At 52.2% G+C, this 18,930-nt stretch carries 16 protein-coding genes; 12 read left to right on the forward strand and 4 right to left on the reverse strand.

All coding sequences use genetic code 11. From position 1 onward, the window contains the following. Positions 1-123: 123 nt before the first annotated feature. Genes FEK50_RS17095 through FEK50_RS17105 form a run of 3 tightly spaced genes read left to right on the forward strand, consistent with a single transcriptional unit; the run spans position 124 to position 1,750 of the window. Positions 124-447, forward strand: coding sequence for a helix-turn-helix transcriptional regulator (locus FEK50_RS17095; RefSeq protein WP_130260126.1), 324 nt, complete (start codon positions 124-126; stop codon positions 445-447). Further along, positions 432-743, forward strand: coding sequence for a HipA N-terminal domain-containing protein (locus tag FEK50_RS17100; RefSeq protein ID WP_131161483.1), 312 nt, complete (start codon positions 432-434; stop codon positions 741-743). Before FEK50_RS17095 ends, FEK50_RS17100 begins: the two co-directional genes overlap by 16 nt. Continuing rightward, positions 743-1,750: a HipA domain-containing protein gene (locus FEK50_RS17105; RefSeq protein WP_131161484.1), complete on the forward strand. Its 1,008-nt coding sequence runs from the start codon at positions 743-745 to the stop codon at positions 1,748-1,750. Before FEK50_RS17100 ends, FEK50_RS17105 begins: the two co-directional genes overlap by 1 nt. A 16-nt stretch (positions 1,751-1,766) precedes the next feature. Here the strand turns inward: FEK50_RS17105 and FEK50_RS17110 are convergent, their stop codons facing one another. Continuing rightward, a complete protein-coding gene (locus tag FEK50_RS17110; RefSeq protein WP_130210096.1) occupies positions 1,767-3,038 on the reverse strand; it encodes an amino acid permease in 1,272 nt (423 codons plus the stop codon). Positions 3,039-3,513: 475 nt separating this feature from the next. Between FEK50_RS17110 and FEK50_RS24220 the strand changes: the two genes are divergently transcribed. From FEK50_RS24220 to FEK50_RS17135, 3 genes are all read left to right on the forward strand, one after another. Further along, positions 3,514-3,621 carry a type I toxin-antitoxin system toxin Ldr family protein gene (locus FEK50_RS24220; RefSeq protein ID WP_074399497.1) on the forward strand — a complete coding sequence of 36 codons (108 nt, stop codon included), beginning with the start codon at positions 3,514-3,516 and terminating at the stop codon, positions 3,619-3,621. A gap of 374 nt (positions 3,622-3,995) precedes the next feature. Then, the gene (locus FEK50_RS17130; protein ID WP_002431793.1) at positions 3,996-4,103 is read left to right on the forward strand and encodes a type I toxin-antitoxin system toxin Ldr family protein; all 108 of its coding nucleotides are present in this window, start codon (positions 3,996-3,998) and stop codon (positions 4,101-4,103) included. A 374-nt stretch (positions 4,104-4,477) separates the two neighbouring features. Next, a complete protein-coding gene (locus FEK50_RS17135) occupies positions 4,478-4,585 on the forward strand; it encodes a type I toxin-antitoxin system toxin Ldr family protein (protein ID WP_074399497.1) in 108 nt (35 codons plus the stop codon). Positions 4,586-4,670: 85 nt separating this feature from the next. Here the strand turns inward: FEK50_RS17135 and bcsG are convergent, their stop codons facing one another. Genes bcsG through bcsE form a run of 3 tightly spaced genes read right to left on the reverse strand, consistent with a single transcriptional unit; the run spans position 4,671 to position 8,106 of the window. Continuing rightward, a complete protein-coding gene (gene bcsG / locus FEK50_RS17140; RefSeq protein ID WP_130210100.1) occupies positions 4,671-6,350 on the reverse strand; it encodes a cellulose biosynthesis protein BcsG in 1,680 nt (559 codons plus the stop codon). Next, entirely contained in the window at positions 6,347-6,538 is a 192-nt protein-coding gene (bcsF, locus tag FEK50_RS17145; protein ID WP_130210102.1) for a cellulose biosynthesis protein BcsF, read from the reverse strand. The genes bcsG and bcsF overlap by 4 nt, the downstream gene beginning before the upstream one ends. After that, a complete protein-coding gene (gene bcsE / locus FEK50_RS17150) occupies positions 6,535-8,106 on the reverse strand; it encodes a cellulose biosynthesis c-di-GMP-binding protein BcsE (protein ID WP_130210104.1) in 1,572 nt (523 codons plus the stop codon). Before bcsE ends, bcsF begins: the two co-directional genes overlap by 4 nt. 273 nt (positions 8,107-8,379) lie before the next feature. On the opposite strand from bcsE, the gene bcsR reads away from it, so the two are divergent. The 6 genes from bcsR to bcsC are packed head-to-tail and all read left to right on the forward strand — an operon-like array spanning position 8,380 to position 18,865. Then, a complete protein-coding gene (gene bcsR, locus FEK50_RS17155) occupies positions 8,380-8,568 on the forward strand; it encodes a cellulose biosynthesis protein BcsR (RefSeq protein WP_064527810.1) in 189 nt (62 codons plus the stop codon). Between the two features lie 11 nt (positions 8,569-8,579). After that, positions 8,580-9,332, forward strand: coding sequence for a cellulose biosynthesis protein BcsQ (gene bcsQ, locus FEK50_RS17160; RefSeq protein ID WP_130210106.1), 753 nt, complete (start codon positions 8,580-8,582; stop codon positions 9,330-9,332). Beyond that, positions 9,329-11,947, forward strand: coding sequence for a UDP-forming cellulose synthase catalytic subunit (gene bcsA, locus FEK50_RS17165; protein ID WP_131161486.1), 2,619 nt, complete (start codon positions 9,329-9,331; stop codon positions 11,945-11,947). Before bcsQ ends, bcsA begins: the two co-directional genes overlap by 4 nt. Positions 11,948-11,957: 10 nt before the next feature. Next, positions 11,958-14,297, forward strand: a complete 2,340-nt coding sequence (gene bcsB / locus FEK50_RS17170) for a cellulose biosynthesis cyclic di-GMP-binding regulatory protein BcsB (protein ID WP_130210110.1) — start codon at positions 11,958-11,960, stop codon at positions 14,295-14,297. A 6-nt stretch (positions 14,298-14,303) separates the two neighbouring features. Further along, a complete protein-coding gene (gene bcsZ / locus FEK50_RS17175; protein ID WP_131161492.1) occupies positions 14,304-15,410 on the forward strand; it encodes a cellulose synthase complex periplasmic endoglucanase BcsZ in 1,107 nt (368 codons plus the stop codon). Continuing rightward, positions 15,392-18,865 carry a cellulose synthase complex outer membrane protein BcsC gene (bcsC, locus tag FEK50_RS17180; protein ID WP_131161487.1) on the forward strand — a complete coding sequence of 1,158 codons (3,474 nt, stop codon included), beginning with the start codon at positions 15,392-15,394 and terminating at the stop codon, positions 18,863-18,865. Before bcsZ ends, bcsC begins: the two co-directional genes overlap by 19 nt. Positions 18,866-18,930: the final 65 nt, after the last annotated feature.

Below are 18,930 nucleotides of genomic sequence, written 5' to 3' on the forward strand. Positions count from 1 at the left end.
CAGTGGATTATATATGAGCTAAATTATAATAATTAATAAAAAATAGTTCATTTGTGATGCTTAACGAACTTCTTTAACCATAAATGATCTTTTTTTGTCTTTAATCAATTGAAAGGTTCTTTAATGATCTACACGGGGTCACAGAATCTGGCTCAAGAGTTGAAAGCGATCGGCGACCAGCTCCAGGAGTTGCAGAAGAAACTTATTCAGGGGCCGAATATTAGTCAACCACGCCCCCTCCGGACCATTGAGACTCCTCGTCATTTGGGGGAACAACTGAACGCACGTCGCAAAGAATTGGGCATTGATTTATACACACTTGAACTACAAACGGGGATCTCAACGTCCACGTTAAAGCGACTTTTTAAGGATCCTGAACAGGTTAAATTCGGCAGTGTGTTTGCGGTGGCGAACGTTCTTGGAGTGAAACTATGCATCGACGAGTGAAAGTGTTGCTCTATGGTCAGGTAGTGGGTGAACTCTCTCAGAACGACAGTGGTTTTTTGTTTCAGTACGCCCCGGATTACCACGGACCGGCAATCTCAATCAGTCTGCCCGTCGCACAGCGTCAGTTTCCTAGTGAGAAGTTGCATCCTTATTTTGCCTCACTGGCGCCAGAAGGATGGCTGCGTCAACGCTACAGCCAGATACAGCATCGTGACGAAAACGATCCGCTGGGAATGCTTATTGATAACGGCAAGAATCTGCTGGGGGCAATCCAGATTTTACCTTGGGAGGAATAATGGCGAATTGTCGCATTCTGTTAACGCCGCTGAATGAACGTGACGAACAGCGCGGATATTCGACACAAGGGTTGAAGCGCCTGAGCGGCACTGCAAAATTGAATCCTCGGCTGGGGTTTACGCGAACTCAGTTTGTGCAGGAACTTCCGCGTCAACAAAAAGGGATGAGTATTTCCGGTTACCAGCCCAAATTGCAATTAGTGCTGGATGAAGGAGAGTTCCGCGTCGTAGATCATCAGGGAAATTTTATCCTTAAGCCCTCTCCAGCCGACTTTCCCGGTTTGGCCGAAAATGAACATGCAACAATGACATTGATGTCTCGTTTGGGATTTGACGTACCTGTGCATGGCCTGCTGAGTTTTGCACCACAATCAGAGGAGGAGCTTGAATACGCGTTTGTTATCCGGCGCTATGACCGGGATGACAAGGGGCAGCCAGTGCATCAGGAGCAGCTTGATGGTGCGATGCAGATTACAGATAAATATGGCAAAACGGGAAATGATAACGAGCAATACGTCAGCTATGAAACGCTGGCCCGATTTTTAATTGCCCATGTTAACGACAACATCGCATTTAAAATCGATCTCTTTCGTCGCATTGTTTACGCCTGGTTGCTGGGTAATAACGACATGCATTTACGAAACTTTGGCTTAGTGTACTCCGATGGTTTGACGCCAGCGTTAGCGCCGGTGTATGACTTTGTTTCTATCGCTCCCAATCCGGAATATTTTCTCTCAAACTATCTGGCGCTGCCGTTATTGATGCGAGAAGAAGGCGGTCGGGAACTGGCTCCTGGATTTGAAAGTGATTATGGTGAGTATATCGGGCAGGACTTTTTGCTGTTGGGTGAATCGATGGGATTAGCGCCCAGATTGCTGGAAAAACTCTTTCAGGATATACGTAAAGAAAATGCCATTGTTATGGAAACGTATGAACAGTCCTTTATGACTCAGGAGCATATCCAGGCTGTACTGAAATGCTATCGACATCGTCTGGGGCTGCTGTGAGCAGCCCCCGTTACTTTTACTCAATCAGCTTCAACAGCGGCGAAAAGCACAGCAAAATGCCATAAAACAGGATAAGCCATGTTTTTAGCCCGCGTAGTTTTTTCAGTTGTGAAACTTTAGAGATCAGGAAAAACGGAATCAGGCACGACACAATGCCATATAACGGGCTTCCTAACTGAAAGAACACCAGCACCGATACACGAAACGAAACCCAAATCGTCAACGTAATGACGATAAAAGCGCAAATTGCCAGAGTCAGCATACGCGAGTTAATTTTCTGGGTATCAATAATTCGGCTTAACAGATTGAGAATAATGCCTTTAATGGCCTCGTGGAAACCGAGGTAAATGCCAAAGAATGCGGTCAGTACGGCAAAGATATTCAGCACCGTAGAGGTGATATGAATGATATGCCCGGGGATCACCTGCGCGGCTAGTGCCAGTGCCGAGATATTTTGTTCAAAGGCAGAAACGGCTTCTTCGTGGCTAATTGAGAAGGTAAACGAAAAGGCAAAAAACAGGATCACCGCGATGAGCGTGATATAGCTAATCCGGTGGGTACGCAGCGCGAGCCGAGTTGCCAGTACTTTATCTGTTTCCCGTTTACGATAGGCAATATTCATCGGGTTAAGCACCTGAATAAATACCGCAGAGAAGAAACAAAATGGAATGGTGAGCAGGACGTCGCGGAAAAATACGGAGGCTTGTGGGAAGGCGGTTATATTGGCGAAATTCCAGTGCGGGATCATCGCAAAACCGAACACGACAATAATGCCGACTTTGACCACCACCATTGGCCCGGAGATCTTAAATAGCAACCTTTCACCACCAGACGCAATCGCCACCAGTACGGCGAAAATAGCGACTTTATAAAGTAGAGATTGTGAAAGATCGGCATCGGTTAAACCGAAGGTTTTCAGGTATGAGGCGCTGTCGAAAACCACGGAGAGAGAGTAGATAAAAATCCCGTGGATAATCATCAAAAAGTAGATAACCCCGAGGAAAATTCCCCAGTTTTTGCCCAGGTAATGACTGATAATATCTGTATAGTCATTACAGGAATCACTTTCTGAAAGTGTCTTTAAATAAATGTCCTGCACTATCCAGGTTGCCGGATAAGCAATGATTGCAGCGGTAATAAATACCCAAATCCCCTTCAGGCCAATTTGTACCGGCATCAGCACGGTTCCGGCACCAATCGCCATTCCTATACATAATAAAACCCAGCCGAAGTCGTAGCGCGTAAACGGCAATTTGTGATCGTGTAATGGTTGTGTGTTGTGCTGCATAAAGTCCTGTCCAGAAAGAAGTCAGCCTCGTAAAAATGAATAACCCCAGCTTCTCTTGCGCAACTGGTAGAGAAGTTGAATACGCAGTGTGTAACGAATGAGACAACAGATTCACTGGGGAGATTGCGAGGAGGCGCAATTCTACAAAATTGCGCATTTCACTACCAGTCTGGAGTCAGCTCGGATATGAACTGCAACTATTGTAAACAAAGAAATTAAGCTGGAAGGCATCACGCAGTGAGGAAAATTGCCAGATGCTGACGGTAAAACGCAATCGTAGAATCAGCGGCAAGCCGGAAGGATTCCGGTGAGGCGCAATGTTGCGGGGGCTTTATCCCCGGCGGCATTGGTTGCTGGAAAGAGAAAACCCCCGCACGTTGCAGGTATGCACCTGACAACATCACGGGGGCCATTCTTGATAGTAGACAACTCAAGGATAGCCGCGAAACGTTGTCATTACAACAGAGGCGGCTATATGACGCTCGCAGAGTTGAGCATGGCCTTCTGGCATGATTTAGCGGCTCCGGTCATTGCTGGCATTCTCGCCAGCCTGATCGTGAGCTGGCTGAATAAGCGGAAGTAATATGCAACGTGGGCGTCAGGCTGCCGTAATGGCAATTTGCGCCCGGACCAGGCCGCAGGGGTGAAACTCTGCGGCCTTTTTCGTAAGAAAAATGCAACGGTTGCAAGCCGGTCATATTCTGCGGAATGCGCAGCACAGAGTGAAGAAGTGACGGATTTCGAAGCAGAAAAACAGCTGTAGAATCAGCCGCAAGCCGGAAGATTCCGGTGAGGCGCAATGTTGCGGGGGCTTTATCCCTGGTGGCATTGGTTGCTGGAGAGAGAAAACCCCCGCACATTGCAGGTATGCACCTGACAACATCACGGGGGCCATTTTTGCATCTAGACCATTCAAGAATAGCCGCGAAACGTTGTCATTACAACAGAGGCGGCTATATGACGCTCGCAGAGTTGGGCATGGCCTTCTGGCACGATTTAGCGGCTCCGGTCATTGCTGGCATTCTTGCCAGCCTGATCGTGAGCTGGCTGAATAAGCGGAAGTAATATGCCATGCGGGTGTCAGGCTGCCGTAATGGCAATTTGCGCCCGGACCAGGCCGCAGGGGGAAACTCTGCGGCCTTTTTCGTAAGAAAAATGCAACGGTTGCAAGTGGATAATATTCTGCGGAATGCGCAGCACAGAGTGAAGAAGTGATGGATTTCGAAGCACAAAAATGGTCGTAGAATCAGCGGCAAGCCGGAAGGTTCCGGTGAGGCGCAATGTTGCGGGGGGCTTGATCCCTGGTGGCATTGGTTGCTGGAGAGAGAAAACCCCCGCACGCTGCAGGTATGCACCTGACAACATCACGGGGGCCATTCTTGAAACTAGACGACTCAAGGATAGCCGCGAAACGTTGTCATTACAACAGAGGCGGCTATATGACGCTCGCAGAGTTGAGCATGGCCTTCTGGCATGATTTAGCGGCTCCGGTCATTGCTGGCATTCTTGCCAGCCTGATCGTGAGCTGGCTGAATAAGCGGAAGTAATATGTCATGCGGGCGTCAGGCTGCCGTAATGGCAATTTGCGCCCGGTCCAGGCCGCAGGGGGAAACTCTGCGGCCTTTTTCGTAATTACTGCGGATAAGGCACCCAGTCGCCACCGTTCAGGCGAACATACGGTTTATTTTGATATTGAATGACCACCGCATTCGAGTTCTCGGAAACAGGCGCAGTCTGTGGTAATCCACTAGTGAGTTTTTTCCAGTCAACATTGTCTTCGGTGAAAATCTTGCCGTCGAGAACGCGAACCACCAGATCAGAGATTGCCAGGAAGCTGCTTGGTTGGTCGATGACAATTGGTGCGCCCTGATGTGGTGTTTTCATGCCGAAGAATTTCACGCCAACCGGTACATCAGTGATTGCCGGGCTGGGGATATCACGCAAACCAGAAACTTGCATTCTGTCACCTTTCAACGCGCCACCGTGTTCCGGTACTACGACGACCATCACTTTACGACCCGATTTCTCCAGTTCAGTAAAGAAGGCGTCCAGTTCATCAAAGAACTTCTGCGCTCGCGCTTTGTAATCCGCTGTTTTGCTGACGCCCGGATAATGGTTGCCGTCATGCAGTGGAAGCGTGTTGTAGAACGTGGCGCTACGGCTGTTTTTATCTTTTTCGGTAACGTCCAGCCAGCGGTTAAGCACGGCAGTATCGTCATAAACCGGCGAACCATCAAAGCCCAGCAAAATGACGGGAAGATTTGTTTGATCCATCAATTCGGTCTGCATACCGCCGTTTTCGCGAACTTCTTTCAGGAAGCCGCCAAACTGGCCGTTATGTCCCATCATCAGGTGCTGGGTAAAGCCCAGTTTTGACAAGTTATCGAACAGATAGCAGTCATTATTTGCTGGTTGATACAGATTGGTGTGCGATGGCTGACCGCAACTGGCGCGCAGCAGACGAATCGCCGCCGGACCGCTGTATGAGGTTGCAGAGTTGAAATTCTTGAACTCAATATCAAAATGCGACCACAACGGATGTGACATTAATCCGGCAGCTTCAATATCCGACCATGAAAGCGAACAGATATTAATCACCAGAAGCTCAAATGGCTGCGCATCCGCTGGCAGCGCGGATGGGAAGGTCGATTTACGTTTCGCCTCGGCGTTATAGAAATTATTCAGCCAGGCATTGAGGTTTGCGGTTGTCGGTGGTGCAGTTTGCGCTGGCATATCTCCAACTACTGGCGTGCCGCCGGTTGCCGCGACTGTTGCCGCAGCGTTACCGCCCGTCGTTGTTACCGTGGTGGTCGGTTGACCGGCTGGCCACAGGGAGAAACTTGGACCAGCCAGCGTAAGTACGTTCAGCCATACCAGAATGGCGACCACAAAAACGGTGATGCGAATCCATTGCGACAAGAATAACCAGGCCACTAACAAAACAAAGACAGCACCAATCATCTGCCAGTTAATAAAGCGCGTGACCAGATCGATTAAATAATCGGGACTAAAGCCTGCCACTTGTGACCCCTGGCTCATAATACTTTCCGGGCCAGGTAGCCAGGTATCATGCCAGAAGAGGGCAAAGCCGATTGGCAGGGCGATCCAGTGGCGCAGGCGATGCAGGCTGTAGCGCGGAATCGGCATCAGCAGGAACGCGGCAAATACCAGATTGAGTAGCGGATGGAAGTTAAGGTAGCCCGCCCACAACAGGCCGAACTTAACCAGAAAATAAAAGTTCCAGCCAGAAAGGCCGCGCCAGTATTGCCAGAGGGAAGAAGGCATAGCGGTATTTTGGGTAAATTGAGTCATTTTTTGGTAGCCCTGGCTTTTTCTGCACGGCGTAACGTACCGGCCGGTTTTACATAACGAGGTTTCGCAAATAACAAACGCAGGGTGTCACGAATGCGCCGTAGGGAATGGCGCGCCAGATAGCCCAGCGGGAAAAAAACAATCGCACAAACGATAATGATTTCAATGATATCGCTGATGGTCATCATGATGAATGCTCCACAGGATCACTCAACAGTCGCAGCGGTTCCGGTATTCGTCGCCAGTTACGCCCATCATGCTCGGCATTGATTACCGGCATGGAGGCCTGAGTTAAAGGCAGTGGCACCCCCCATTGTTCCGGGGCCAGCAGACGCATTTGCACCAGCTCGGCGCTGATTTGGTCATCTTCAAACCAGACCATGCGGTTAGAGAAAATATCGCCGGTAGGTAACGGGAAAATGTGATTCAACGCAGTATCCAGATCGTTGATCCTGCAGAATGAGAGGAACAGGACCAGTCGATTTCCACCAACGGTCATAATGTCGCCAGTGCGATTTGGACGGCACAGCGTCAGGGCTTGCTCAACGCGGATGCCCGGTACTGGGCGTAAAGCGACCAGCACGCCTTTACCATGAGCAGGCAACAACGTGTTATTCATCATGTTATTGACCGCCTCACAGAACACATCCCACTTTTGAAAACCGCGCAGTTTCAGCGGTTGGGTCATGGATAGCAGGGTAGTGATATCTTCCGGAACATAGCGGCTGAACTTCTGCCCTTGCACGCTTTCAATCATCGTCAGACAACGGGAGAGCGGAGCATTCCACGGAATCACCATATTCGCACCGCAGGCCAACAACAAACGTTCATCCGTGGCACGCAGGCTGGCGGTATTTTCCCGCACGAGGATCTTCATCGCACTACCACGCTGGCGACGCAGGGTATGAATGCTGCGGGCCAGTGGTTCAATTTGCCCATTTTGCTGTAAAGAGAAAACGACGGTTGCAGCCTGTGCAGTCCGGGCTTCATTGAACAGAGTTTCGTTGTTGTCGAACAGTTGCCAGTGTTCTGATAAAGGGGGGGCGCCTTCCAGCACAGCAATATTGCTAAGAATGCGTTTTTCATCGCTGCGTGGTTGGATCTCCGCTTCTTCACGCTGAACTAACGTCCAGATACCCTCTTGCTGCTGAACGATGAGTTGCTGACGGGCGCTAACCCCTTTTTCGTTGCACCAGAAGGCGATATCCAGCAGATGTTGATCGCCCTGAAAACGCAAACTGGCAAGCCCAAAAAGTGAGCGGTATTCCTCCAGCAACAATGAAAATTGTTTATCGTTATTATTTCCTGGATTAATTACCAGCAGTGAGCAATGGTATAATCTGCTCCACTTGTTCATTTTATCCAGCCATGAACGAAGCCGCTCAGTTGGAATGTTTTGCCATGCATTATTGGCACAAACAAGAATGAAAAGATAATTTTCGGGATCAATAGAACATTGTAAATCACGGGGCAAATAGTATAGCCCCTTTTCATGATTTAGCATTGAAAATAATTTTATTTTTTCCGGTCCGTGAGAATCATCTAATTTGAAGGTTTTTTCGGGATCGTTATCCATGCTAATGACCGCGACTTTCGCGGTTTCAGCTTGAGAAGCCATCGTTTGATTCACAAGGCTGATAGCATCTTCTTGACGATCGACGTTAAACCACCAGACGCCGCCTGCTGGCATATGCCGCAACTCATCCCACAAAGATGAGATACCGATAGAGAATACAGGGTCCACAACGTCCCTCAAGTCACCATTTTGTCTGATTATTAGTTTACTAGCGAAAGCTAAGAAATAAACCTACCATTGAAATTAAAACTTATCAGATTTAGCATGTGAATCAATTTAGCAGGCTGGAAGCCTTATGATATCAGTCTTTTCGTTTTTTACTTTCGTTAGTTGCGTACATGAAAGTTAAAAAATGAACGGATTACGTATTGCCGTCTGGCATTATACGGGCAAAATTCTGTCGATTAGAATTGACTGATGCGTGGCGGGTATATTTTATCGAGATTAAGCATAATGAATAACAACGAACAGGATACTCTGCCTGATCCCGCGATAGGCTATATCTTTCAGAATGATATTTTGGCGTTAAAGCAGGCGTTTTCACTGCCTGATATCGATTATGCCGATATTTCTCAGCGTGAGCAGTTAGCAGCGGCGTTAAAACGCTGGCCATTGTTGGCTGAGTTTGCGCAACAGAAGTAGGGGAGTAGTGAATGGCCGTACTGGGATTACAGGGGGTGCGGGGAGGTGTGGGTACAACAACCATCACCGCCGCGTTGGCCTGGGCATTGCAAATGTTGGGAGAAAATGTCCTGGTGGTTGATGCCTGCCCGGACAATTTGTTGCGCTTGTCGTTCAACGTTGATTTTACCCATCGTCAGGGCTGGGCCAGAGCCATACTGGATGGTCAGGACTGGCGAGATGCCGGGATGCGCTATACCTCTCAGCTCGATCTGCTGCCTTTTGGTCAGTTAACCATTGAAGAGCAAGAGAATCCCCAGCACTGGCAAACTCAGTTGGGTGCAATTTGCGAAGGCTTGCAGCAGCTGCAGGCCAGTGGGCGTTATCAATGGATTTTGATCGACTTACCGCGCGACGCCTCGCAGATAACGCATCAAATCCTGAGCCTGTGCGATCACTCGCTGGCAATCGTTAAAGTGGATGCTAACTGCCATATTCGGCTGCATCAGCAAGCATTGCCTGCTGGCGCGCATATATTGATTAATGATTTCCGCATTGGCAGCCAGGTACAGGAAGATATTTACCAGTTGTGGTTGCAAAGCCAGCGCCGGTTACTGCCAATGTTGATTCATCGCGATGAAGCGATGGCTGAATGCCTGGCGGCGAAACAGCCGTTAGGTGAATACCGCAGTGATGCGCTGGCGGCGGAGGAAGTTCTGACGCTGGCAAACTGGTGCCTGTTGAACTATTCCGGTCTGAAAAAGCCAGTCGGGAGCGCGTCATGAGTATCTTGACCCGGTGGTTGCTTATCCCGCCGGTCAACGCGCGTCTTATCGGGCGTTATCGGGATTATCGTCGTCACGGCGCATCGGCTTTCAGCGCGACGCTTGGCTGTTTTTGGCTGATCCTGGCCTGGGTGTTCATTCCGCTTGAACACCCGCGCTGGCAGCGTATCCGCGCAGAACATAAAAACCTTTACCCACATATCAACGCTTCGCGTCCGTGCCCGTTGGATCCAGTCCGTTATGTCATTCAGACTTGCTGGTTGTTGATCGGCGCTTCACGCAGAGAGACGCCAAAACCACGCTGGCGGGCATTTTCTGGCCTGCAGAATATCCGTGGGCGTTACCATCAATGGATGGACAAACTACCAGAACGTGTCAGCCAGAACACGCAACATCTTGATGAGAAAAAAGAACTTGGCCATCTGAGCGCCGGAGCACGGCGTTTTATTCTTGGTGTTATTGTGACTTTCTCGCTGATTCTGGCGCTAATTTGCGTCACTCAGCCTTTTAACCCGTTGTCGCAATTTATCTTCCTGATGTTGCTGTGGGGCGTGGCGCTAATGGTGCGGCGTATGCCAGGGCGCTTCTCGGCGTTGATGTTGATTGTGCTGTCGCTGACTGTTTCGTGTCGCTATATCTGGTGGCGATATACCTCGACGTTGAACTGGGATGATCCGGTCAGCCTGGTATGTGGCTTAATCCTGCTATTTGCGGAAACTTATGCGTGGATTGTGCTGGTGCTTGGCTACTTCCAGGTGGTATGGCCACTGAATCGTCAGCCAGTACCGCTGCCGAAAGACATGTCGCAATGGCCGTCGGTGGATATCTTTGTACCGACCTACAACGAAGATCTCAGCGTGGTGAAAAATACCATTTATGCTTCGCTGGGTATCGACTGGCCGAAAGACAAACTCAACATCTGGATCCTCGATGACGGCGGCAGGGAAGAGTTTCGCCAGTTTGCGCAAAACGTGGGGGTGAAATATATCGCCCGAACGACGCATGAACATGCGAAAGCAGGCAACATCAACAATGCACTGAAATATGCCAAAGGCGAGTTCGTGTCGATTTTCGACTGCGACCACGTTCCCACACGCTCGTTCCTGCAAATGACCATGGGCTGGTTCCTGAAAGAAAAGCAGTTGGCGATGATGCAGACGCCTCACCACTTCTTCTCACCAGATCCGTTCGAACGCAACCTGGGGCGTTTTCGTAAAACGCCGAACGAAGGCACGCTGTTCTACGGTCTGGTGCAGGACGGTAATGACATGTGGGATGCCACTTTCTTCTGCGGTTCCTGTGCGGTGATTCGTCGTAAGCCGTTGGACGAGATTGGCGGCATCGCGGTCGAAACCGTGACTGAAGATGCGCATACTTCTCTGCGTTTACACCGTCGTGGCTACACTTCCGCTTATATGCGTATTCCCCAGGCGGCGGGGCTGGCGACTGAAAGCCTTTCGGCGCACATTGGGCAACGTATCCGTTGGGCGCGTGGAATGGTGCAAATCTTCCGTCTTGATAACCCGCTTACTGGTAAAGGACTGAAGTTCGCTCAGCGGCTGTGCTACGTCAACGCTATGTTCCACTTCTTGTCGGGGATTCCACGGCTGATCTTCCTGACCGCACCGCTGGCGTTCCTGCTGCTGCACGCCTACATCATTTACGCGCCTGCGTTGATGATTGCCCTGTTTGTGCTGCCGCATATGATTCACGCCAGCCTGACCAACTCGAAGATTCAGGGTAAATATCGCCACTCCTTCTGGAGTGAAATCTACGAGACGGTGCTCGCCTGGTATATCGCCCCGCCGACGCTGGTGGCGCTGATTAACCCGCACAAAGGCAAATTTAACGTCACCGCCAAAGGTGGTCTGGTGGAGGAAGAGTACGTCGACTGGGTGATCTCGCGACCGTACATCTTCCTCGTATTACTCAACCTGGTCGGTGTTGCTGTCGGCATCTGGCGTTACTTCTATGGCCCGCCGACTGAAATGCTCACCGTGGTCGTTAGTATGGTTTGGGTGTTCTACAACCTGATTATTCTCGGCGGCGCAGTAGCGGTATCGGTAGAAAGCAAGCAGGTACGTCGTTCACACCGTGTTGAGATGACCATGCCAGCGGCGATTGCCCGGGAAGATGGGCATCTTTTCTCCTGCACCGTTCAGGACTTCTCTGACGGCGGCCTGGGGATCAAGATCAACGGTCAGGCGCAGATTCTGGAAGGACAGAAAGTGAATCTGCTGCTCAAACGCGGTCAGCAAGAGTATGCCTTCCCGACTCAGGTTGCGCGCGTGATGGGTAACGAAGTGGGGCTGCAATTGATGCCGCTCACTACCCAGCAACATATCGATTTTGTGCAGTGTACGTTTGCCCGTGCGGATACATGGGCGCTCTGGCAGGACAGCTACCCGGAAGATAAGCCGCTGGAAAGTCTGCTGGATATTCTGAAGCTCGGCTTCCGTGGCTACCGCCATCTGGCGGAGTTTGCGCCTTCTTCGGTGAAGGGCATTTTCCGTGTGCTGACTTCTCTGGTTTCCTGGGTTGTTTCGTTCATTCCGCGTCGCCCGGAGCGGAGCGAAACGGTACAACCATCGGATCAGGCTTTGGCTCAACAATGATGATAACGCGATGAAAAGAAAACTATTCTGGATTTGTGCAGTGGCTATGGGGATGAGTGCGTTCCCCTCTTTCATGACGCAGGCGACACCGACGACGCAACCACTGATCAATGCTGAGCCAACTGTGCCTGCCCAGGCGGAGCAAAATCCGCGGGTCGGACAGGTGATGCCAGGCGTGCAGGGCGCGGACGCGCCCATCGTGGCGCAGAATGGCCCTTCGCGCGATGTGAAGCTGACCTTTGCGCAAATCGCGCCGCCGCCGGGTAGCATGGTACTGCGTGGCATTAACCCGAACGGCAGCATAGAGTTTGGTATGCGCAGTGATGAAGTAGTGACGAAGGCGATGCTTAACCTTGAATATACGCCGTCGCCATCACTGCTGCCGATACAGTCGCAGTTGAAAGTCTATCTGAACGATGAGTTGATGGGCGTGCTGCCAGTGACCAAAGAGCAGTTGGGTAAAAAGACGTTGGCGCAAATGCCGATTAATCCGCTGTTTATCACCGACTTCAACCGCGTGCGGCTGGAGTTTGTTGGTCATTATCAGGATGTCTGTGAAAACCCGGCCAGCACAACGCTCTGGCTGGATGTTGGACGCAGTAGCGGACTGGATCTGACATATCAATCACTGAATGTGAAAAATGATCTGTCGCACTTCCCGATTCCGTTTTTCGACCCGAGGGATAACCGAGCCAATACGTTGCCGATAGTTTTTGCTGGTGCGCCGGATGTTGGTCTGCAACAGGCTTCGGCGATTGTTGCGTCGTGGTTTGGTTCGCGTTCTGGCTGGCGCGGACAGAACTTCCCGGTACTCTATAATCAGCTTCCGGACCGCAATGCGATTGTCTTTGCGACCAATGACAAGCGACCGGACTTCCTGCGCGATCATCCGGCAGTAAAAGCCCCGGTGATTGAGATGATCAACCATCCGGAGAATCCTTACGTCAAATTGTTGGTGGTCTTTGGGCGTGATGACAAAGATCTATTGCAGGCGGCGAAAGGCATCGCTCAGGGCAATATTTTGTTCCGCGGTGACAGCGTAGTGGTGAACGATGTTAAACCGCTATTGCCACGTAAACCGTACGATGCGCCAAACTGGGTGCGAACCGATCGTCCGGTCACCTTTGGTGAGCTGAAAACCTATGAAGAACAGTTACAGTCCAGCGGGCTGGAGCCGGCAGCGATTAATATCTCGCTGAACTTGCCGCCAGATCTCTACCTGATGCGCAGCACCGGTATCGATATGGATATCAACTATCGCTACACCATGCCGCCGGTGAAAGATAGCTCGCGGATGGATATCAGCCTGAACAACCAGTTCCTGCAATCTTTCAACCTGAGCAGTAAACAGGAGGCGAACCGCCTGCTGCTGCGGATCCCGGTGTTGCAAGGTTTGCTGGATGGTAAAACCGATGTCTCCATTCCGGCGCTGAAACTGGGGGCGACCAACCAGTTGCGTTTCGATTTTGAGTATATGAACCCAATGCCGGGTGGTTCGGTGGATAACTGTATTACCTTCCAGCCGGTGCAGAATCACGTCGTGATTGGTGACGACTCTACCATCGACTTCTCGAAGTATTACCACTTCATCCCGATGCCGGATCTGCGCGCGTTTGCTAATGCGGGCTTCCCGTTCAGCCGGATGGCGGATTTGTCGCAAACCATTACCGTGATGCCAAAAACACCAAACGAAGCGCAGATGGAAACACTGCTTAATACGGTGGGCTTTATTGGTGCACAGACGGGCTTCCCGGCGATCAACCTGACGGTGACCGATGATGGCAGCACCATTCAGGGGAAAGACGCCGATATCATGATAATTGGCGGTATCCCGGACAAGTTAAAAGATGACAAGCAGATCGATCTGCTGGTGCAGGCTACCGAAAGCTGGGTGAAAACGCCGATGCGCCAGACTCCGTTCCCCGGCATTGTACCTGACGAAAACGACCGCGCAGCAGAAACTCAGTCCACGCTGACCTCTTCTGGTGCGATGGCGGCGGTGATTGGCTTCCAGTCACCGTATAACGACCAGCGCAGCGTAATTGCGTTACTGGCGGATAGTCCACGCGGTTACGAGATGCTCAACGATGCGGTGAACGACAGCGGTAAACGCGCCACTATGTTTGGTTCCGTAGCGGTGATTCGCGAGTCCGGTGTTAACAGCCTGCGCGTTGGCGACGTCTATTACGTCGGTCATCTGCCGTGGTTTGAACGTTTATGGTACGCACTGGCGAACCATCCGATTCTGCTGGCGATACTGGCGGCAATCAGCGTGGTGCTACTGGCATGGGTACTGTGGCGTCTGCTGCGCATCATCAGCCGTCGTCGTCTTAATCCGGATAATGAGTAATCGATGATGAAAGTTTTGCGTAGTGGGATCGTGACGATGCTGCTGTTGGCTGCCTTCAGTGTTCAGGCAGCCTGCAACTGGCCTGCCTGGGAGCAGTTCAAAAAGGATTACATCAGTCAGGAAGGGCGCGTCATTGACCCCAGTGATGCACGCAAAATTACCACCTCTGAAGGGCAAAGCTACGGCATGTTCTTTGCCCTGGCGGCTAATGATCGTGCGACATTTGACAACCTACTTGACTGGACCCAGAACAATCTTGCTCAGGGGGCCTTAAACGAACATTTGCCTGCCTGGCTGTGGGGCAAAAAAGAGAACAGCAAGTGGGAAGTGCTGGACAGCAATTCGGCCTCTGATGGTGATATCTGGATGGCCTGGTCGTTGCTTGAGGCGGGGCGATTGTGGAAAGAGCAGCGTTATACCGACATCGGCAGCGCATTGTTAAAACGCATTGCGCAAGAGGAAGTGGTGACGGTGCCGGGGCTGGGGTCCATGCTGTTACCGGGAAAAGTCGGCTTTGCCGAGAATAACAGCTGGCGTTTGAATCCGAGTTATCTACCACCGACGCTGGCGCAGTATTTCACCCGCTTTGGCGCGCCCTGGACTACGCTGCGCGAAACGAATCAACGTTTGCTGCTGGAAACTGCACCGAAAGGTTTTTCGCCTGACTGGGTGCGTTATGAAAAAGATAAAGGCTGGCAGCTGAAAGCTGAAAAAACGCTGATCAGCAGCTATGACGCCATTCGCGTTTATATGTGGGTCGGCATGATGCCAGATACTGATCCGCAAAAAGCACGGCTGTTAGCGCGTTTTAAACCGATGGCGACATTTACTGAGAAGAACGGCTATCCGCCGGAGAAAGTTGATGTCGCTACGGGTAAAGCGCAGGGGCAAGGGCCGGTAGGTTTTTCTGCGGCTATGTTGCCATTTCTTCAGGACCGTGACGCGCAGGCTGTACAGCGCCAGCGTGTGGCAGATAACTTTCCTGGCAGCGATGCCTATTACAATTATGTGCTGACCCTGTTCGGACAAGGCTGGGATCAACACCGTTTCCGCTTCTCGACAAAAGGTGAGTTATTACCGGACTGGGGCCAGGAATGCGCAAATTCACACTAAACATCCTCACACTTTCCCTCGGTCTGGCTGTGATGCCGATGGTCGAGGCGGCGCCAACCGCCCAGCAACAGCTACTGGAGCAGGTACGAGTTGGCGAAGCGACTCACCGCGAAGACCTGGTGCAGCAGTCGCTGTATCGTCTGGAACTTATTGATCCGAATAACCCGGACGTCGTTGCTGCCCGTTTTCGCTCTCTGTTACGGCAGGGTGATGTTGATGGGGCGCAAAAACAACTCGACCGATTGTCGCAATTAGCGCCGAGTTCAAACGCTTACAAATCGTCGCGGACGACGATGTTGCTTTCCACGCCGGATGGTCGTCAGGCATTGCAACAAGCACGATTGCAGGCCACCACCGGGCATGCGGAAGAAGCCGTGGCGGGTTACAACAAACTGTTCAACGGGGCGCCGCCGGAAGGTGACATTGCCGTCGAGTACTGGAGTACCGTGGCGAAAATTCCGGCTCGCCGTGGCGAAGCGATTAATCAGCTAAAACGCATCAATGCGGATACGCCGGGCAATACGGGCCTGCAAAACAATCTGGCGCTATTGCTGTTTAGCAGCGATCGCCGTGACGAAGGTTTTGCCGTACTGGAGCAGATGGCGAAATCGAACGCCGGGCGCGAGGGGGCTTCTAAAATCTGGTACGGGCAGATTAAAGACATGCCTGTCAGCGATGCCAGCGTGCAGGCGCTGAAAAAATATCTCTCAGTATTTAGCGATGGCGACAACGTGGCTGCTGCACAATCGCAACTGGCAGAACAACAAAAACAACTGGCCGATCCTGCTTTCCGTGCCCGTGCGCAAGGTTTAGCGGCGGTGGATTCAGGCATGGCGGGTAAAGCTATCCCCGAGTTGCAACTGGCGGTGCGTGCTAACCCGAAAGACAGTGAAGCGCTGGGGGCGCTGGGCCAGGCGTATTCTCAGAAAGGCGATCGCGCCAATGCGGTGGCGAATCTGGAGAAAGCCCTCGCGCTGGACCCGCACAGCAGCAACAACGACAAATGGAACAGCCTGCTGAAAGTGAACCGTTATTGGCTGGCGATCCAACAGGGCGATGCCGCGCTTAAAGCGAACAATCCTGATCAAGCGGAACGGTTATTCCAGCAGGCGCGCAATGTAGATAATACTGACAGCTATGCGGTGCTGGGGCTGGGTGATGTGGCGATGGCGCGCAAAGATTACCCTGCAGCCGAACGTTATTATCAGCAGACGCTGCGGATGGACAGCGGCAACACCAACGCCGTGCGCGGTCTGGCGAATCTTTATCGCCAGCAATCGCCGGAAAAGGCTGAAGCATTTATTGCCTCGCTCTCTGCCAGCCAGCGGCGCAGCGTTGACGATATTGAACGTAGTCTGCAAAACGACCGTTTGTCACAGCAGGCCGAAGCGCTGGAAAAACAGGGCAAATGGGCGCAAGCAGCAGCACTTCAGCGCCAGCGACTGGCACTGGACCCCGGCAGTGTGTGGATTACTTACCGACTTTCGCAGGATCTCTGGCAGGCCGGACAACGCAGCCAGGCTGATACTCTGATGCGCAATCTGGCGCAGCAGAAGCCGAACGACCCGGAGCAGGTTTATGCCTACGGGCTGTATCTCTCCGGTCATGATCAAGACCGGGCGGCACTGGCGCATATCAACAGCCTGCCGCGCGCGCAGTGGAACAGCAATATTCATGAACTGGTGAACCGACTGCAAAGCGATCAGGTGCTGGAAACAGCCAATCGCCTGCGTGAAAGCGGCAAAGAAGCCGAAGCGGAAGCGATGCTGCGTCAGCAGCCACCTTCCACACGCATTGATCTCACCCTGGCCGACTGGGCGCAGCAACGGCGCGATTACACCGCCGCCCGCGCGGCTTATCAGAACGTCCTGACGCGCGAGTCGAATAACGTCGACGCCATTCTTGGTCTGACGGAAGTGGATATCGCTGCTGGTGACAAAGCGGCGGCACGTAGCCAGCTGGCGAAACTGCCCGCCACCGATAACGCCTCTCTGAACACTCAGCGGCGCGTGGCGCTGGCGCAGGCGCAGCTTGGCGATACCGCAGCGGCGCAGCAGACATTTAACAAGCTGATCCCGCAGGCAAAATCTCAGCCGCCGTCGATGGAAAGCGCGATGGTACTGCGCGATGGTGCGAAGTTTGAAGCACAGGCGGGCGATCCAAAGCAGGCGCTGGAAACCTACAAAGACGCGATGGTCGCATCCGGTGTGACCACGACGCGTCCGCAGGATAACGACACCTTTACCCGACTGACCCGCAACGACGAGAAAGATGACTGGCTGAAACGCGGCGTACGTAGCGATGCGGCGGACCTCTATCGTCAGCAGGATCTTAACGTCACCCTGGAGCACGACTACTGGGGATCGAGCGGCACTGGCGGATACTCCGATCTGAAAGCGCACACCACCATGTTGCAGGTAGATGCGCCCTATGCGGACGGACGAATGTTCTTCCGCAGCGATTTCGTCAATATGAATGTCGGCAGTTTCTCCACCAACGACGACGGCACGTGGGACAACAACTGGGGGACCTGTACGTTACAAGATTGTAGCGGCAATCGCAGTCAGTCGGATTCTGGCGCAAGCGTGGCGGTCGGCTGGCGAAATGACGTCTGGAGTTGGGATATTGGCACCACGCCGATGGGCTTCAATGTCGTGGACGTGGTCGGTGGCGTTAGTTACAGCGATGATATCGGGCCGCTTGGCTACACCGTTAACGCCCATCGCCGACCTATTTCCAGTTCATTACTTGCCTTCGGCGGACAGAAAGACTCTCCGAGCAATACCGGGAAAAAATGGGGCGGCGTACGTGCCGATGGTGTGGGGTTAAGTCTGAGCTATGATAAAGGCGAGGCAAACGGCGTCTGGGCATCACTTAGCGGTGATCAGTTAACCGGAAAAAATGTCGAAGATAACTGGCGCGTGCGCTGGATGACGGGCTATTACTATAAAGTCATCAACCAGAATAATCGTCGCGTCACTATCGGCCTGAACAACATGATCTGGCATTACGACAAAGACCTGAGTGGGTACTCACTTGGGCAGGGCGGCTACTACAGCCCGCAGGAATATCTGTCGTTTGCCGTACCGGTGATGTGGCGTGAGCGCACGGAAAACTGGTCATGGGAGCTGGGCGCGTCTGGCTCATGGTCGCACTCGCGCACTAAAACCATGCCGCGTTATCCGCTGATGAACCTGATTCCGAATGACTGGAAAGACGACGCCGCTGACCAGACCAACGGTGGCAGTAGCAGCCAGGGCTTTGGCTATACGGCGCGGGCGTTACTTGAACGACGCGTTACATCCAACTGGTTTGTCGGCACGGCGATTGATATCCAGCAGGCGAAAGATTATGCGCCAAGCCATTTCCTGCTCTACGTACGGTATTCTGCCGCCGGATGGCAGGGCGATATGGATTTACCGCCACAGCCGCTGATACCTTACGCCGACTGGTAAGTTTTCAGATAGCGCCTCTCTTAATGCCGCTGCGATCGGGTATACTCGGGCGGCAGTCTGGGATT

This window comes from Escherichia sp. E2586 (assembly GCF_005781105.1).
GTDB lineage: Bacteria > Pseudomonadota > Gammaproteobacteria > Enterobacterales > Enterobacteriaceae > Escherichia.

What these genes read in the sequence shown, in the direction of transcription:
- FEK50_RS17095 (WP_130260126.1), top strand. Translation starts at nt 124, where the DNA reads ATGATCTACACGGGGTCACAGAATCTGGCTCAAGAGTTGAAAGCGATC.
- FEK50_RS17100 (WP_131161483.1), top strand. Translation starts at nt 432, where the DNA reads ATGCATCGACGAGTGAAAGTGTTGCTCTATGGTCAGGTAGTGGGTGAA.
- FEK50_RS17105 (WP_131161484.1), top strand. Translation starts at nt 743, where the DNA reads ATGGCGAATTGTCGCATTCTGTTAACGCCGCTGAATGAACGTGACGAA.
- FEK50_RS17110 (WP_130210096.1), bottom strand. Translation starts at nt 3,038, where the DNA reads ATGCAGCACAACACACAACCATTACACGATCACAAATTGCCGTTTACG.
- FEK50_RS24220 (WP_074399497.1), top strand. Translation starts at nt 3,514, where the DNA reads ATGACGCTCGCAGAGTTGAGCATGGCCTTCTGGCATGATTTAGCGGCT.
- FEK50_RS17130 (WP_002431793.1), top strand. Translation starts at nt 3,996, where the DNA reads ATGACGCTCGCAGAGTTGGGCATGGCCTTCTGGCACGATTTAGCGGCT.
- FEK50_RS17135 (WP_074399497.1), top strand. Translation starts at nt 4,478, where the DNA reads ATGACGCTCGCAGAGTTGAGCATGGCCTTCTGGCATGATTTAGCGGCT.
- bcsG (WP_130210100.1), bottom strand. Translation starts at nt 6,350, where the DNA reads ATGACTCAATTTACCCAAAATACCGCTATGCCTTCTTCCCTCTGGCAA.
- bcsF (WP_130210102.1), bottom strand. Translation starts at nt 6,538, where the DNA reads ATGATGACCATCAGCGATATCATTGAAATCATTATCGTTTGTGCGATT.
- bcsR (WP_064527810.1), top strand. Translation starts at nt 8,380, where the DNA reads ATGAATAACAACGAACAGGATACTCTGCCTGATCCCGCGATAGGCTAT.
- bcsQ (WP_130210106.1), top strand. Translation starts at nt 8,580, where the DNA reads ATGGCCGTACTGGGATTACAGGGGGTGCGGGGAGGTGTGGGTACAACA.
- bcsA (WP_131161486.1), top strand. Translation starts at nt 9,329, where the DNA reads ATGAGTATCTTGACCCGGTGGTTGCTTATCCCGCCGGTCAACGCGCGT.
- bcsB (WP_130210110.1), top strand. Translation starts at nt 11,958, where the DNA reads ATGAAAAGAAAACTATTCTGGATTTGTGCAGTGGCTATGGGGATGAGT.
- bcsZ (WP_131161492.1), top strand. Translation starts at nt 14,304, where the DNA reads ATGAAAGTTTTGCGTAGTGGGATCGTGACGATGCTGCTGTTGGCTGCC.
- bcsC (WP_131161487.1), top strand. Translation starts at nt 15,392, where the DNA reads ATGCGCAAATTCACACTAAACATCCTCACACTTTCCCTCGGTCTGGCT.